The organism is Patiriisocius marinus (assembly GCF_008974325.1).
Classification (GTDB): Bacteria; Bacteroidota; Bacteroidia; order Flavobacteriales; family Flavobacteriaceae; genus Patiriisocius; species Patiriisocius marinus.
On the sequence record NZ_BKCG01000004.1, the window covers coordinates 263,437 to 278,544 of the forward strand.

12 protein-coding genes are annotated in these 15,108 nt (G+C 34.5%); 8 read left to right on the forward strand and 4 right to left on the reverse strand.

The features are described from left to right. The first annotated feature begins 80 nt into the window (after positions 1-80). Entirely contained in the window at positions 81-1,706 is a 1,626-nt protein-coding gene (gene pruA, locus GBH57_RS09710; protein WP_151674295.1) for an L-glutamate gamma-semialdehyde dehydrogenase, read from the forward strand. Between the two features lie 171 nt (positions 1,707-1,877). Here the strand turns inward: pruA and GBH57_RS09715 are convergent, their stop codons facing one another. Further along, positions 1,878-3,176, reverse strand: a complete 1,299-nt coding sequence (locus GBH57_RS09715; protein ID WP_151674296.1) for an Omp28-related outer membrane protein — start codon at positions 3,174-3,176, stop codon at positions 1,878-1,880. 148 nt (positions 3,177-3,324) lie between these two features. Between GBH57_RS09715 and GBH57_RS09720 the strand changes: the two genes are divergently transcribed. Continuing rightward, complete coding sequence (locus GBH57_RS09720; RefSeq protein WP_151674297.1) at positions 3,325-3,807, forward strand: TlpA family protein disulfide reductase; 483 nt, start codon at positions 3,325-3,327, stop codon at positions 3,805-3,807. Between the two features lie 152 nt (positions 3,808-3,959). After that, on the forward strand, positions 3,960-5,657 hold the full coding sequence (locus GBH57_RS09725) for a DUF6029 family protein (RefSeq protein WP_151674298.1): 1,698 nt from the start codon (positions 3,960-3,962) through the stop codon (positions 5,655-5,657). Between the two features lie 461 nt (positions 5,658-6,118). Here the strand turns inward: GBH57_RS09725 and GBH57_RS09730 are convergent, their stop codons facing one another. Further along, a complete protein-coding gene (locus tag GBH57_RS09730; protein ID WP_151674299.1) occupies positions 6,119-6,850 on the reverse strand; it encodes a T9SS type A sorting domain-containing protein in 732 nt (243 codons plus the stop codon). A 239-nt stretch (positions 6,851-7,089) separates the two neighbouring features. Here GBH57_RS09730 and GBH57_RS09735 point away from each other — a divergent pair, with 239 nt between their 5' ends. Beyond that, positions 7,090-8,799, forward strand: coding sequence for a T9SS type A sorting domain-containing protein (locus GBH57_RS09735; RefSeq protein ID WP_151674300.1), 1,710 nt, complete (start codon positions 7,090-7,092; stop codon positions 8,797-8,799). Between the two features lie 105 nt (positions 8,800-8,904). Here GBH57_RS09735 and rsmG read toward each other — a convergent pair whose 3' ends face one another. Then, a complete protein-coding gene (rsmG, locus tag GBH57_RS09740; protein ID WP_151674301.1) occupies positions 8,905-9,540 on the reverse strand; it encodes a 16S rRNA (guanine(527)-N(7))-methyltransferase RsmG in 636 nt (211 codons plus the stop codon). Between the two features lie 130 nt (positions 9,541-9,670). Here rsmG and GBH57_RS09745 point away from each other — a divergent pair, with 130 nt between their 5' ends. Together GBH57_RS09745 and GBH57_RS09750 are read left to right on the forward strand one after the other, a co-directional pair. After that, positions 9,671-10,771, forward strand: a complete 1,101-nt coding sequence (locus tag GBH57_RS09745; protein ID WP_151674302.1) for a fatty acid desaturase family protein — start codon at positions 9,671-9,673, stop codon at positions 10,769-10,771. Positions 10,772-10,775: 4 nt separating this feature from the next. Beyond that, on the forward strand, positions 10,776-11,963 hold the full coding sequence (locus GBH57_RS09750) for a pyridoxal phosphate-dependent aminotransferase (protein WP_151674303.1): 1,188 nt from the start codon (positions 10,776-10,778) through the stop codon (positions 11,961-11,963). 82 nt (positions 11,964-12,045) lie between these two features. Here the strand turns inward: GBH57_RS09750 and GBH57_RS09755 are convergent, their stop codons facing one another. After that, the gene (locus GBH57_RS09755) at positions 12,046-12,849 is read right to left on the reverse strand and encodes a T9SS type A sorting domain-containing protein (RefSeq protein ID WP_151674304.1); all 804 of its coding nucleotides are present in this window, start codon (positions 12,847-12,849) and stop codon (positions 12,046-12,048) included. 212 nt (positions 12,850-13,061) lie between these two features. Here GBH57_RS09755 and purT point away from each other — a divergent pair, with 212 nt between their 5' ends. Both purT and GBH57_RS09765 read left to right on the forward strand, forming a co-directional pair. Then, positions 13,062-14,225: a formate-dependent phosphoribosylglycinamide formyltransferase gene (gene purT, locus GBH57_RS09760; RefSeq protein ID WP_151674305.1), complete on the forward strand. Its 1,164-nt coding sequence runs from the start codon at positions 13,062-13,064 to the stop codon at positions 14,223-14,225. A gap of 51 nt (positions 14,226-14,276) precedes the next feature. Next, positions 14,277-15,107, forward strand: a complete 831-nt coding sequence (locus tag GBH57_RS09765) for an OmpA family protein (protein ID WP_151674306.1) — start codon at positions 14,277-14,279, stop codon at positions 15,105-15,107. Position 15,108: the final 1 nt, after the last annotated feature.

A 15,108-nucleotide genomic window follows, 5' to 3' on the forward strand; every position in this document is an offset into this window, starting at 1 on the left:
TTTTGTAACTTCGCGCCACAATTAAAGTATTTAATCACGCTTTTTAGTTTATTACAAAGAGCCAAAAAATAAAACAACCCATGGGAAAAGGATTTTTTAGAGTACCTGTTGCTGTTAACGAACCAGTCAAAGACTACGCACCAGGATCTCCAGAACGTAAAGCCGTTTCAGAAACCTATAAAGAAATGTACAATAGCACTATTGATGTGCCATTATTTATTGACGGTAAGGACGTAAAAACAGGCGACACAGATACAATGTCACCTCCACACGATCATAAACATATATTAGGAACATACCACAGAGCTGAGAAAAAAAATATTGATGCTGCAATTGCTACAGCTTTAGAAGCTAGAAAAAAGTGGTCTAAAACACCTTGGGAACAGCGAGCAGCAATTTTTTTAAGAGCAGCTGAACTTATTGCGGGTCCATACCGTGCAAGAATTAACGCAGCAACAATGCTTGCTCAGTCAAAAACTATTTACCAAGCTGAAATTGATGCAGCATGTGAACTTATTGACTTTTTAAGATTTAATGTTCAATTTATGACGGAAATCTATAACGAACAACCTGCTTCAACTTCAGGCGCTTGGAATAGATTAGAATACCGCCCACTAGAAGGTTTTATTTACGCAATTACACCATTTAACTTTACAGCAATCGCAGCTAATTTACCTGCAAGTGCAGCATTAATGGGCAACGTTGTAGTATGGAAGCCAAGTGATAGCCAAGTATACTCAGCCAAAATTATTCTTGATATTTTTAAAGAAGCAGGTGTACCAGATGGTGTAATTAATATGGTAATGGGTGACCCTGTTATGATTACTGACACTGTACTTGCTAGCCCAGAATTTAGTGGTGTTCACTTTACAGGATCTACACACGTATTTAAAGATATCTGGAAAAAAATAGGTATGAATATTCACAATTACAAAACATACCCAAAAATTGTAGGTGAAACTGGTGGTAAAGATTTTATCGTTGCTCACAAAACAGCTAACCCATCACAAGTTGCTACGGCCATTGCTCGTGGTGCTTTTGAATTCCAAGGTCAAAAATGTAGTGCGGCTAGTCGTTGTTACATAAGCGAAAGCATTTGGAATGATGTAGAAGAAATTCTTGTTGATCAAGTAAACAGTTTTAAAATGGGATCTCCTGAAGATATGGGGAACTTTATTACAGCTGTAATTCACGAAGGATCATTTGACAAATTAGCTAAGTACATTAACCAAGCTAAAGAAGACAAAAATGCTGATATTATTGTAGGTGGATCTTACGACAAATCTAAAGGTTATTTTATTGACCCTACAGTTATTGTCACAAAAGACCCTAAATACACTACAATGCAAGAGGAACTTTTTGGACCTGTTGTAACTATTTATGTTTTTGAAGATGATAAATGGGAAGAAACATTAGATCTTGTTGACACTACTAGCGAATACGCCCTTACAGGAGCTGTATTAAGTGAAGATCGTTATGCACTAGAAACTGCTGTTAGAATGCTTGAAAATGCTGCAGGTAACTTCTATATTAACGACAAGCCTACAGGTGCTGTTGTTGGTCAACAACCATTTGGTGGTGCACGTTCAAGTGGAACAAATGACAAAGCAGGAAGCAAATTAAACTTACTACGTTGGGTTTCTCCAAGAATGGTGAAAGAAACATTTGTAACCCCTACAGATTATAAATATCCTTTCTTAGGATAATTCTGAAATATTCAATATTTAAGCCCTAAACTTCATTATTAGTTTAGGGCTTTTTTTAGGCAAACTGTTTAATGGAATAGCGCGAATACTAAATCATTTATATTTTGACGCTAAGCCATAAAAAAACCTCCATCGGTAAATCAATGGAGGCTTACTTCTAACTATTTAATATTATTCAAATAGTTTGTTCTCATTCACTTTAGCGTGTTGTGAGTTTAAAGCAGTATTATCTGCGTTTACAACCATAACAACAATCTCTAATGCTGCTACATCATAATCAGCTGGAATTTGAGCTGTTAATGTACGCTCATAAACCTCATAAGCTCCTGATCCAGAAATAGCATCACCTAACACGTTTGTTAAAGATTGACGCAAAACTTCATTGTGAACAAAATCTGGAATAGGGTTTCCTTTTTCAAAATATGGACTAGTAGGATCTTCATTTAAATAGTTAGTTTGTGGGTGCACTAAACCACTTTCAGTTAAATACACAACTAACTTATCACCTGCTCCTGCTCCATTAGCATAAATTACATCTACATTAACAGATAAAGTTTGACCTGTAATATTTGAATTTATTCCAATTGCCAAATCTGTAGGCTGCCCAGCAATAGAAGTTACATCTCCAGAAACATAAGGGCTTTCCCATTTAATAGTTCTGTTAATACGTGCTTGTGGAAATCCAAAAGCATCAAATTCATTTTTTAAGATATCTATCTCGTCAAAATCATATGGATCTGGATTACTGTTAGCTGTTTCGTGAATTGCAACTACTGAAATTAACGCATCCGTGTCTCTCAAAGCATCAATTGCGGCGGTTACCCTAGGGCAGAATCCACACCAAGATCCAGTATAATCTTCCACAACTATTTTTTGCTTAGGAACATATATAGAAAAATTTTGAGTCGCTGTTTGCAATGTAACTCCTGCATCTTCATATTCAGCATACGCAGTATAATCACCTTCCGCTCCACTAGAGAAAGTTGTATCTGTAATAGCCGCCCCATTAACAACTATTGTTGATGAGTCAGTTACATCTGCACCATTAGAATCAACTACTGAGAAAGTAATTGTTTGACCGTTCATAGCACGACTTGTACTTAATAATAATGAGCGATCATCATCACTAATTACATTTAAATTTAACGTATTACTTACTGTTCCGCTTAAATTACCTGAAACAGTTGCTGCACCTACTGTATCAAAAGTATATGTGTTGCCAGTAATTTGTGTTTCATTTACAGAAAACACACCTTCTGATGTATAATCTACACCATCACTTCCTATTAAAGTAAAAGTAACGAGTTGATTAATTGAAGTAATATTGTTTGAAGTATCACTTGTTAATACTAAACTTTCAACTCCACTTCCTCCGTTAAGAGGGACATTTTCTTCTTGTCTACTACAAGAAAATACTGCTAATGCAATAGCAAACATTAGCAAAACTTTAAGATTTCTTTTTTCTTTCATGACATTGGCATTTATTTTGTTAATACAATAATAGTAGTTTTTTAAAGGAATGTTCAACAACTCTAAAAAAAATTGACATATCAACTATTAAATTAACTATTTAAAAGAATTTTAACTAATATTGTTACACTAATAAAAAAAAATCAGAATGAAAAAAATTGTTTTGCTATTCAGTTTCCTTGCAACTATCAATGCAGTTGCACAAGAAGATCTTCCAAGTGTTGATTTAACCACTATCGATGGTTCATCAATTAACATCACCGAAGCTACAAAAAAAGACAACGTTGTTATTGTTTCACTATGGGCAACCTGGTGTGTACCTTGCTTAAAAGAACTTGACGCTATTAGTGACGTCTATGAAGATTGGCAAGACGAAACTAACGTTGAACTAATAGCAGTATCAGTTGACGACAGTCGTACTGTAAAAAGAGTAAAACCACTTATTAATGGAAAAGGTTGGGATTATGAAATTCTTCTTGACGAGAATAATGATTTCAAAAGAGCCTTAGGAGCTTCAACAGTACCATTAACATTATTGATAAAAGACAACAAAATAGTGTACAGACATTCAGGATATACACCTGGTTCTGAAAACGAATTATACGAAAAGGTAAAAGAGTACTCAAACTAATTAGTATACAAAACAATCATTTAATGGTTAATAGGGATCTCCTATTAACCATTCTCTGTTTTATATAAGTTTGTAATCATACCAAACTAATAGGATAATACAAGCAGTAGGCTCTTTAGGCTATTATGCAACAACTAAAAAACCAAAAAAAAATGAAAAAATTACTATTCTTATTTTCGATCATTTTAAGTACAGTCGTCTTTGCACAAGACACAGGAAGCTTCTACGGAGGTTTCGAATCTAACACACAATGGCTTTTAGATGACGAAGGCATTTTGTTTGACGCACCTTCAGATCAACTTAGATCTAACAACTATTTTCAACTAAACTATAACCTTGGAAAATTTACCGCTGGTATACAGTATGAAGCTTATTTACCTTCAGCTTTATTAGGGTATTCTCCAGTTTACGATAATCAAAATGGTATTGCACATTACTTCCTTAACTATAAGGATGAAAAACTTGATGTAACGGGTGGATACTTTTACGAACAGTTTGGAAGTGGTTTAATACTTCGTACTTGGGAAGATAGGCAATTAGGTGTAAACAACGCATTACGCGGTATTAGAGTTCGTTTCAATGCAACTGAAAACCTAGATTTAACCGGAATTTACGGACAACAACGAAACGGTTTTGAAGTAAGCGAAGGAACAGTACAAGGAGTAGATGCTAATTATAATTTAAGCAACGCGCTTAATTTAGAAACTGTAGATTTAAAAGTAGGCGCTAGTTACGTAGGTCGTTATCAAGATGTAAATGGAAATGATACTATTCCAGATGTTGTTTCTGCTTTTGGTGGTCGTTTAGATTTTGTAATTGGTAATGTTTATGGTGGGATTGAAGCAAATGCTAAATCTAAAGATGTTATTGCGAATGAAGGACAAATTTCAACTAACAAACTCTACGATGGTACCTCTATGCAAGTAAATGTTGGATATGCTCAAAAAGGTTTTGGTGTTAATGGTACTTTTAGAAGATTAGAAAACTGGAGCTTTTATTCAGATAGATTAGCTGAAGGAAATGTGTTTAACCAGCAGATACTTAATTATGTCCCTGCACTAACTAAACAACAAGATTACTTATTAACGAACATTTACGTATATAACTCACAACCCCGATTAATCATTGACAGTTTTGACCAAAGAGCTGGTGAAGTAGGAACGCAATTTGACTTATTTTATAGTTTCAAAAAAGATTCTTGGGCTGGAAAATACAAAACTAAAATCGCAGCTAACTTTTCATATTGGGCTGGACTTGATGCAGAATATAACGTAGAAAATGCTTTTTATGACGCTAAATTTGTAGGAAACGGTTCTAGACTTTTTAGAGACTTTAGTGTTGAAGTAAAAAACAAGTGGTCTAAGTCATTAAATACTGTTTTTACATTCCAAGATGTAATAATTGACAAAGGTGTATCTCAAGGAGGTCCTGTAGGAACACAAGGTGAAATACACGCTTACATTGCTGTTTTAGAGGCAACTTACAAATTTGGAGGAAACAAATCAGTTAGAGCAGTTGCTCAACATTTATTTGACAAAGATGGAGAAAAAAACATCACTGCTGAAGACGGATCTTTCATCGATGCTTCAAGAATTGATGGTAACTGGGCAGGTGGAGTTGTTGAATACAACTTTAACTCAAACTACTCATTATATGTTGCAGACTCATGGAATTATGGCGGACAAGGTGAAGAGCACTACTACAACATTGGTGGCTCATACACTAAAGGTAGGGTTCGTGCAGCTATGAATTATGGTCGCCAACGAGGTGGACTTATTTGCGTAGGTGGTGTATGCCGTTTTGTACCAACAAATACAGGGGTAAGTGCTAACTTAGTGGTCTCTTTCTAGAACAAAAAAAAATCTCATTTAAAAAGTCGTCTATTAATTTAGGCGACTTTTTTTATGCTGAAATATTATAAAACTGACTATTGTAAAGTTCCATTAATAATTGAGACCCTTAAACCAAAGCTTTAGACACTAGTAAAACTAACCAATAGAAAAAAAACTATAAAATCACTTATCAAAATCTCACCTAATCATTGACTAAGAGGATTCAGCAACAAAGTTCAATATATTATATATGTAAAGGCAATTCTAAAGTATACGTATCAGCAACATATCCTTAAACAAAACAACTTAACCCTATATACTAATTAGACTTCGCTAAAATTAGATATTGAAAATTTCAGCTTAAAAACATTTGACTAACTATTAAAAAAAAAACTTCTACACTTCACTTTAACTAAAAAATTAGCAATAAAAAAGCCCAACACTTTCGCGTCAGGCTTTTTCTAAAATTGAGGAATAATCTATCTTTTAATAATTTTCGTAGTTTCAGAAATGTTATTGTTATTCTTTAACTGTACGATATAAGCTTGTGCAGCAAGATCACTCATATTGATACGTTGTAAACCTGCAGTAATCATTTCGTTTTTAACGATACGTCCTCTTAGGTCAAAAATTGTAACCTGCGTATCTTCAGAAACTCTTATTTCTAAATTATCTGAAACAATTGTTGAAGTTATATCAAAGTTTAAAGTAGCAACATCGTTAGTTCCTAATGCATCTGGGTCATACCTGTAAATGATAGTAAAATCATCAGTACCTAACTCAGTATTACCATCTGCAGTTGTTTGGAAAAAACGTAATTCATATTCAGTTACAACAGCAGGGTCAACAGTTGTACTACCGTGATACATGTGATTTCCTGGTCCAGAATCTCCATTTGCAGGAACTGTATTAGAACCATTATTAGGAAATTGTTGTCCTATAGTAACACCTGTATAGCAAAGACCAAAACAAATTTCAAAATCTGCTCCATCGTTTCCTGTTGCACTAACAAGTTCAGCTTTCATAAAAATATCACTACCAGTTGAATTGAACACACGGTATTCTAATGATGCTTCAGAAAAATCTAATGAGTTGGTAACATATACATCACCGTCATTATAAACAACACCATCATTGTCTTGAAAAGTAAATTGAGCATTAGCATTAAAAGCAAGAAGAGCAAATGCAATAAGTAAATAGTTAAATTTCATAGTATTTCTTTTTTATATTAAGATGGTAAATATAGTAAAAAAAACAGTTAAAAAATTAACAACAATTCATAATTGATATTACAGATAAAAACATCTTAGTTACTTAACAATAAAGCGTTTAACCTATTGTTTTACTAGGGTTTACAGATTATTTTATTATGCTATTTTCTGTTAATATTTTATTAATTTATTAACCTTTTTATTATATTCGTGAACTACTAATTTTAAATTTAAAAACTATGTCAAAGAAATTACCTCTTAGCATCGCACTCGCCTTTTTAGGCTTAGGAGCTTTTGCACAAACAATTGTAGGTACAACGCCAGAAAACAGAAATGTTGTTCTTGAGGAGTTTACAGGTATTAATTGTGTATTCTGTCCACAAGGTCACGCAATAGCACAACAATTAAAAGATGATAACCCAGGTGATGTATTTTTAGTAAATATTCACTCAGGTGGTTTTGCTGCACCAGGTGCTGGACAGCCAGACTTTAGAACACCTTGGGGAGCAGCAATCGATGGTCAAAGTGGACTTGCCGGATATCCAGCAGGAACTGTAAACCGTCAAAATTTCCCAGGACAAGAGCAAGGAGCTGCTGGAGCAACCGCTATTGGTCGTGGAGAATGGGTAAGTGCAGCAACTCAAGTTTTAGGTGAATCTTCATACGTTAATGTTGGGGTTGAAGCCGAATTAGACGTATCATCAGGTATAATGACAATTGACGTTGAAGCTTACTATACTGCAGATAGCCCAGAAGCTACTAACAAGTTTAACGTAGCTATTTTACAAAACAACACTACTGGACCGCAAACTGGAGGTAATATGGGAGATAACTATAATCACCAACACAGATTGATAGACCTTGCAACAGGTCAATGGGGTGAAGACATCACTAACACAACAGCTTCGTCTTTGTACTCTAATACATTCTCATACACTGTACCAGCAGATGTAAACGGAATACCAGTAGAATTAGGTGAATTAGAAGTTGTAGTATTTGTAACCGAAACTACACAATACCTAGTTAGTGGTAGCGGAACAACACCAACTATTACAGGACTTGACAATGCGAATGATGCTAATTTACGTACAGTTGCAGATTTACCTGACACTTGTTTAGGTATGGCATCACCTACTGTAAATGTTCAAAATCTTGGACAAAATGAAATTACATCTTTAGATATTACTTACGACGTTAACGATGGAACTCCAGAAGTTTACACTTGGACAGGAAGCTTAACATCTTTACAAAGCACTGATATCGAATTACCTGCTATTTCTTTTCCATCTGCAGCAACTTATACATTAAATGTATCAGTACCTAACGATGATGTAACGACTAACAACGAAGTGTCTGGTTCATTCAATGCCTCTCCAGAAACTGTTGGTACTATGAGATTAACTGTTATTACTGATGACTGGGCTGAAGAAGCTTCTTGGAGTTTTGTTGGTTCTGACGGTACAGTTTTAGAAACTGGTAGCTACACCGCTAATGCTGATGACCAAACTACATTTAATTATACGTTCAACTTTGGAGATGACTGTATTACTTTTAATATGGTTGATTCTTATGGTGACGGCCTTACAACTGGTGGAAATGGTGGAGTTGAATTAAAAGATGCTAATGGTGTTATTGTTTATGCATTGAACGCTGACTACGGTGCTGGTTTTTCTATTCAGTTTGATTCAGACGGTGTATTAGGACTAGGAGACAATGATTTAAGTGAAGTATCTATTTTCCCTAACCCAGCAAACACAGTTTTAAACATTTCTAACGCAGATAATGCTACTGTTGAAGTTTTTAATGTACTTGGACAAGTAATGATGATTCGTTCTAACATTTCAGTAAATGAAGCTTTAGATGTATCTAGTCTTGCAATTGGAACTTACCTAGTTAAAATTAACGATGGAGTTTCAGTATCTACTAAAAAGTTTGTTATCGCTAGATAATTTGATTTTTATACAACTAAAAATCCCCAACAGAAATGTTGGGGATTTTTTTGTTTTATTCTTTGTCAAATATTTGAAATAATATCAATAAGAAACACAATAATATTATTTATTAGCCCTATACTTTAAAGGTAAATGCACTACTGTTTTAGTTTCAAAGAAAGGCTCTTCAAAGTAAGTGGGTAACGGGTATATTGTAGCTTTTGGAAATGGAGCCAGTTCTTCAGTAAGATCACCCCCCTTTAAATATAGAATTCCATTTGGCAATTCGTGATTATTTTTTTTAGCAATTCGCCCTTTAACCCAACGATTAAACGTTTCCATTTGTGCTACCGCCCTACTCACTATAAAATCATATTGATCATCAATGGTTTCTGCTCTAGCATTGGTAACCTTCACATTAGTCAAACCTAAACCGTCTCTAACTTCTTCAACTACTTTTATTTTTTTCCCTATACTATCCACTAAATGAAATTGAGTTTCAGGAAACAAAATTGCAAGTGGAATTCCAGGAAAACCACCTCCAGTGCCTACATCAAGTATTGATGATCCAGGATTAAAAGCTTGTACTTTAGCAATCCCTAATGAGTGAAGGACATGTCTTGTATAAATTTCATCAATATCTTTTCGAGACACGACGTTTATTTTAAGATTCCAATCCTTGTATAATTCAGCCAAAAGTTCAAACTGCGAACGCTGAGAATCAGTTAAGTCGGGAAAATATTTAAGTATTTCTTGCATTATATAGAGTATAGAGCAAAAATACAGTTTCTTTCATAACTTTATTAATTTGCGATATGCATTTAGACAATAGATGCGTATTTTTACGTTTCTTAAAAAAGAAACATTTTGTTTCACAAATATTAGTACCATGGATCAAACCCAAATAAAATTTTCCAGAGTAGATTCTGCTAAGTTTTTCAGAACATTAAACAAGCGAGTAAACTCATATTTCAAGGATAATCAAATAAAAAGAACCGGAAACTGGAAGCTACATTTAAAAACCGTAGTAATGTTTTCCATCTATCTTACCCCTTATTTTCTTTTACTTACATTAAATTTCCCTACTTGGGCTCAATTACTTTTAACTATTGTAATGGGTATTGGTATGGCAGGAATAGGAATGAATGTGATGCACGATGCAAATCACGGATCATACTCTTCTAAAAAATGGATTAATAAAATAATGGGAAGCAGTATTTATATTCTTGCCGGTAACGTTTATAATTGGCAAGTACAACATAATGTACTGCACCATACATACACTAACATTCACGGTCACGACGAAGACCTTGAGGCTGGAAGGGTATTACGTTTCTCTAAACATGCTAAATGGCACAAACTTCATAAGTTTCAACACTACTACAGCATATTCCTTTACGGATTATTAACTTTTAACTGGGCAATTACTACAGATTTTAAGCAAACCAGAAACTACTTAAAGCGTAAATTATCTTTTGGAAAATTCCCTAAACCTTCAGTTCAATGGAGTATTTTGGTTATTACTAAAATCATCTACTTTAGTATTTGGCTTGTTATACCAATTTTATTTTTTGACATTGCATGGTGGAAAATACTAATTGGCTTTTTTATTATGCATTATGTTGCTGGATTAATATTAAGTGTCATTTTCCAATTAGCACACGTTGTTGAAGAAGCTAACATGCCATTACCTGACGAATCTGGAAATATGAAAAACACTTGGGCTATTCATCAATTGTTTACAACCGTAAATTTTGGAACAACAAATAAAGTTATGAATTGGTTTACAGGTGGTTTAAATCACCAAGTTGAACACCATATTTTTCCAAATATTAGTCACGTGCATTACACTAAAATTTCAAAAATCGTTCGTGAAACTGCGCTAGAGTTTAATTTACCTTACAACGAATATAAGACAACAAGAAAAGCACTTATTGCACATTTTAAACATTTAAAGGAAATGGGAATGAATCCCGCTCTTACCGCTTAATAATATGAACGACCAACTTTCTAACCGAATTAACAAAATGGCTACCAGCGCAACACTTGCAATGGCAGCTAAAGCTAGAGAGCTTAGAGCATCTGGCAAAAACATAATTGGCCTTAGCTTAGGAGAACCAGATTTTACGGTTCCAGATTTTATAAAGCAGGCAGCTATTGAAGCTATTGAACAAGATTATCACTCTTACACACCTGTTGATGGATATGTCGAATTAAAAGACGCAATCATCACTAAATTCAAAAGAGACAATAATTTAAAATATGGACACTCACAAATTGTAGTTTCAACTGGAGCAAAACAGTCTTTATACAATTTAGCAATGATATTACTTAATGAAGGTGATGAGGTTTTACTACCCGCTCCTTACTGGGTAAGTTATGCTGATATTAGCAAAGTAGCTGGTGGTGTTCCAATTCAAATCAAAACGTCGATAGACAATGATTTTAAAGTAACACCTCAAGCATTAAGAGCTGCTATTACTCCAAAAACTAAAATGATGATTTACAGTAGTCCCTGTAACCCATCAGGATCAGTTTATAGTAAAGCAGAGCTGAGAGCTCTTGCTGATGTTCTTGTTGAATTTCCTAACATTATCGTAATAAGCGATGAAATATACGAACATATCAACTTTACAGAAGCTCATATTTCTATGGCTAGCTTTGAAGATATGTACGAACGCACCGTAACGGTTAACGGAGTTTCTAAAGCATTCTCTATGACTGGATGGCGAATAGGATACATAGGAGGACCTGAATGGATTGCACGTGCTTGTAATAAAATACAAGGACAAGTTACAAGTGGCGCTAATTGTATTGCACAAAGAGCTACCATTGCAGCATTAGAAAACCCACCAAGTAGAATTCAATACATGGTCGATGCTTTTAAAGAACGTCGCTCACTTATTTTAGACTTATTAAACAATATCCCAGGTTTTAAAACAAACGAACCGGAAGGGGCATTTTATGTTTTTCCAGATATTTCAGAATTCTTCGGAAAGGTTCTAAAAGGAACAACCATTAATAATGCAACAGATTTTTCACTGTTCTTACTAGAAGAAGCTCAAGTAGCCACTGTAACAGGTGAAGCATTTGGAGACCCTAATTGTATTAGAATCTCTTATGCAGCTTCTGAAGAGGATATTGTTGCTGCTTTAAAAGCTATTAAAGCAGCTGTTTCATAGCTCTACAAAATTCAATAAAACTATATAAAAAGCCTCGTCAAAATTTTGACGAGGCTTTTTTGTATGCTAAGAAATGGGGAGATTACTTAACAACTAAACTCTTATTTATTGTTCCAGATTCAGTTTTAATGCTAACTATATAACTTCCCGTAGATAAATCTGTAGACATCGTAAAACTACGCTGTAAGAATGAATTTGAATACACCACATTACCTAATACATTATAAATTATTACTTGTGCTTGACTTGTATTTTCTGAAAGTGTAACATTAATTTCATCACCAGAACTTGGATTTGGATATATTGTAAAATCTGTTGTAACGATGTCATCTAAACCTAAAGAGCATTGCATAGGAGTTGGACTAATCCCTACTTGAGCAAACGAATTTTCAAAATCTACCACACTACTAATTGGCCAAATATCATTTATCAATAATGTATTATCTGGCCCTATTAAAAAATATGTTGGGTAAGCAACAACATCAAATGCACCATCGGGAGCAGCCCCACCACCCTCAATAGTACTAACAGCAGGACTATGCTCAAAGGATCCTCCAAATTGATTTTCAAAATCAATAACTTCAGCATCATTATCTCCCGTTCCATTTATAGAAATCATAAATAACTCACCTTGATTACACCCATATTTATCATAGAATTCATTCCAATATTGAGCAGTAGCCTGACACGGTGGACAATCAACAAAAAACATGTCAATATAAACATATTGACCATTTGCCGTTATGTCATATAAATTGTGAACATTTCCTTCAGTATCTGTAACCGTAAAATCATCTACAACCTCTCCTACTGCAAATCCTTGTACTTGTGCTAATAAACCTGTGCTAATAACTAATGCTATTAACGATAAAATAATTTTTTTCATAATAAGTTTTTAAGTTAACAGTTTGTTAAATGTAGCACATAAAACACTACATAACAACAAAATAAGATTATATTGATTTTTAACTTTTAAACAAATTAACAAAACACCCTGTTAAGCTTATCTCTCAAAGCTACCCCATTAAGCATCTAGGAAATGAAAAAAAGTCAATTTTATTGATAGCTTTGCATTAACAATAATCTAAAAGCAACATAATGGCTAAAATACTTCTATTGGGATCTGGAGAACTTGGAAAAGAATTTGTAATTGCAGCGCAACGTCTTGGACAATATGTAATTGCAGTTGACAGCTATGCAAATGCTCCCGCTATGCAAGTTGCTCACGAATTTGAAGTTATTGATATGCTAAATGGAGCTGCTCTAGATAGTATTGTAGCAAAACACAAACCAGATTATATAGTTCCAGAGATAGAAGCCATTAGAACTGAAAAACTATACGATTACGAAAAACAAGGGATCACAGTAGTACCTTCAGCAAAAGCAACTAATTATACAATGAATAGAAAAGCTATTCGGGATCTTGCGGCTAAGGATTTAGGTTTGAAAACAGCGAATTATCGCTATGCAAACTCTGCTCAATCACTACACAACGCTGTTTCACAAATAGGAATGCCTTGCGTTGTAAAACCATTAATGTCCTCTAGTGGAAAAGGACAAAGTACCATCAAAACAGAAGCTGACATCAATAAAGCTTGGGAATATTCTCAAGAAGGATCACGTGGTGATGTAGCCGAAGTTATCGTAGAAGCTTTTGTAAATTTTGATTACGAAATAACCCTACTCACACTAACACAAAACGATGGTAACACCCTTTACTGCGCACCAATAGGCCATAGACAAGAGAGAGGTGACTACCAAGAAAGTTGGCAACCTGCCACTATGGATCAAAACCATCTTGAAACCGCTCAAGAAATGGCAAAAAAAGTTACAAATGCCTTAGGCGGTAACGGCATTTGGGGTGTTGAATTTTTTATCGCTCCAGACGGTGTTTATTTCTCTGAACTTTCCCCACGCCCACACGACACTGGAATGGTTACACTTGCTGGAACCCAAAATTTCAATGAATTTGAACTTCACCTTCGTGCAATTATTGGATTGCCAATTCCAGAAATAACGTTAGAACGAATGGGAGCAAGTGCTGTTATTCTTGCAAGTGAATTTTCTGAAAACCCTACTTTTAGCGGAACAGAAAACGTAGCTCCTCTTGCAAAAACAGATTTTAGAATTTTTGGAAAACCCACCTCTAGACCATACCGTAGGATGGGTGTTGTTGTAACTCACGATTCTTTAAGCGGAAATATTCAAGACGTTACTAATCGTGCTAAAAATGCAGCTAAACTAATTAGCGTACATAAGTAAATAACTGTTATTCAAAATTTTAAAGTAACTTTAAACCGTTAATATTTCGGAATGAATACCTATGCTCGCTTTTTAATTATTACAATCTGCTTAATAGGCAGCCAATGGAATACTAGCGCGCAAGAAACAGAGCAGCGGTTTTCCTTGTACTTTGAAAATGATAAAGATGCACTTACTTTAGACCATTTAAAAGTAATTGATAGCATCAAAGGATCTCACAATAAAGGAGACTTAGATGTTCATATTAAAGGATACACAAACAATGTGGGCGATTCAGATTATAATTTAAAGTTATCAAAACGTCGTGCTGCAAATGTCACTAAGATGCTTCGAGAATTTACCATTATTTCCTCACAAGGCTATGGTGAAATTGCCAGCGAGGCTGTTAAAAACAGACGTGTAGATATTTTAGTTCACCACAAAGACGAACACGTTTATGAACCTAACGAAGTTGTTATTCCACCTATTTCAGAAACACCAAAAATAGCTCCAATTGCAATAAAAAGCGACCTTAAAAAAGGAGACAGAATTACAATTGACGGAGTTATGTTTTATAAAGATAGAGATGTCATTCTTGAAGAAAGTATTCCTGTTTTAAACAACCTTCTTCATTTTCTTGAAGAAAACCCTGATGTGAAATTTAAGCTAATAGGCCACATTTGTTGTGGTGACACATCAAATCCCGGAAGAGATTTAATTAATCTACGCACTAAAAAACGCAACTTGAGTGAAGCTCGAGCAAAATCGGTTTACAATTACTTACGTAAAAATGGTATCGATGGTAAAAGAATGCGTTATATAGGTATGGCCTTCATCCAACCCCTTGGAGGAACTGATGAAGATGATAGACGTGTTGAAATTGAAATCACAGCCGTTAATTAAA

Bases quoted from the DNA above. Each gene is read 5' to 3' on its own strand.
- pruA (WP_151674295.1), top strand. From the start codon at position 81: ATGGGAAAAGGATTTTTTAGAGTACCTGTTGCTGTTAACGAACCAGTC.
- GBH57_RS09715 (WP_151674296.1), bottom strand. From the start codon at position 3,176: ATGAAAGAAAAAAGAAATCTTAAAGTTTTGCTAATGTTTGCTATTGCA.
- GBH57_RS09720 (WP_151674297.1), top strand. From the start codon at position 3,325: ATGAAAAAAATTGTTTTGCTATTCAGTTTCCTTGCAACTATCAATGCA.
- GBH57_RS09725 (WP_151674298.1), top strand. From the start codon at position 3,960: ATGAAAAAATTACTATTCTTATTTTCGATCATTTTAAGTACAGTCGTC.
- GBH57_RS09730 (WP_151674299.1), bottom strand. From the start codon at position 6,850: ATGAAATTTAACTATTTACTTATTGCATTTGCTCTTCTTGCTTTTAAT.
- GBH57_RS09735 (WP_151674300.1), top strand. From the start codon at position 7,090: ATGTCAAAGAAATTACCTCTTAGCATCGCACTCGCCTTTTTAGGCTTA.
- rsmG (WP_151674301.1), bottom strand. From the start codon at position 9,540: ATGCAAGAAATACTTAAATATTTTCCCGACTTAACTGATTCTCAGCGT.
- GBH57_RS09745 (WP_151674302.1), top strand. From the start codon at position 9,671: ATGGATCAAACCCAAATAAAATTTTCCAGAGTAGATTCTGCTAAGTTT.
- GBH57_RS09750 (WP_151674303.1), top strand. From the start codon at position 10,776: ATGAACGACCAACTTTCTAACCGAATTAACAAAATGGCTACCAGCGCA.
- GBH57_RS09755 (WP_151674304.1), bottom strand. From the start codon at position 12,849: ATGAAAAAAATTATTTTATCGTTAATAGCATTAGTTATTAGCACAGGT.
- purT (WP_151674305.1), top strand. From the start codon at position 13,062: ATGGCTAAAATACTTCTATTGGGATCTGGAGAACTTGGAAAAGAATTT.
- GBH57_RS09765 (WP_151674306.1), top strand. From the start codon at position 14,277: ATGAATACCTATGCTCGCTTTTTAATTATTACAATCTGCTTAATAGGC.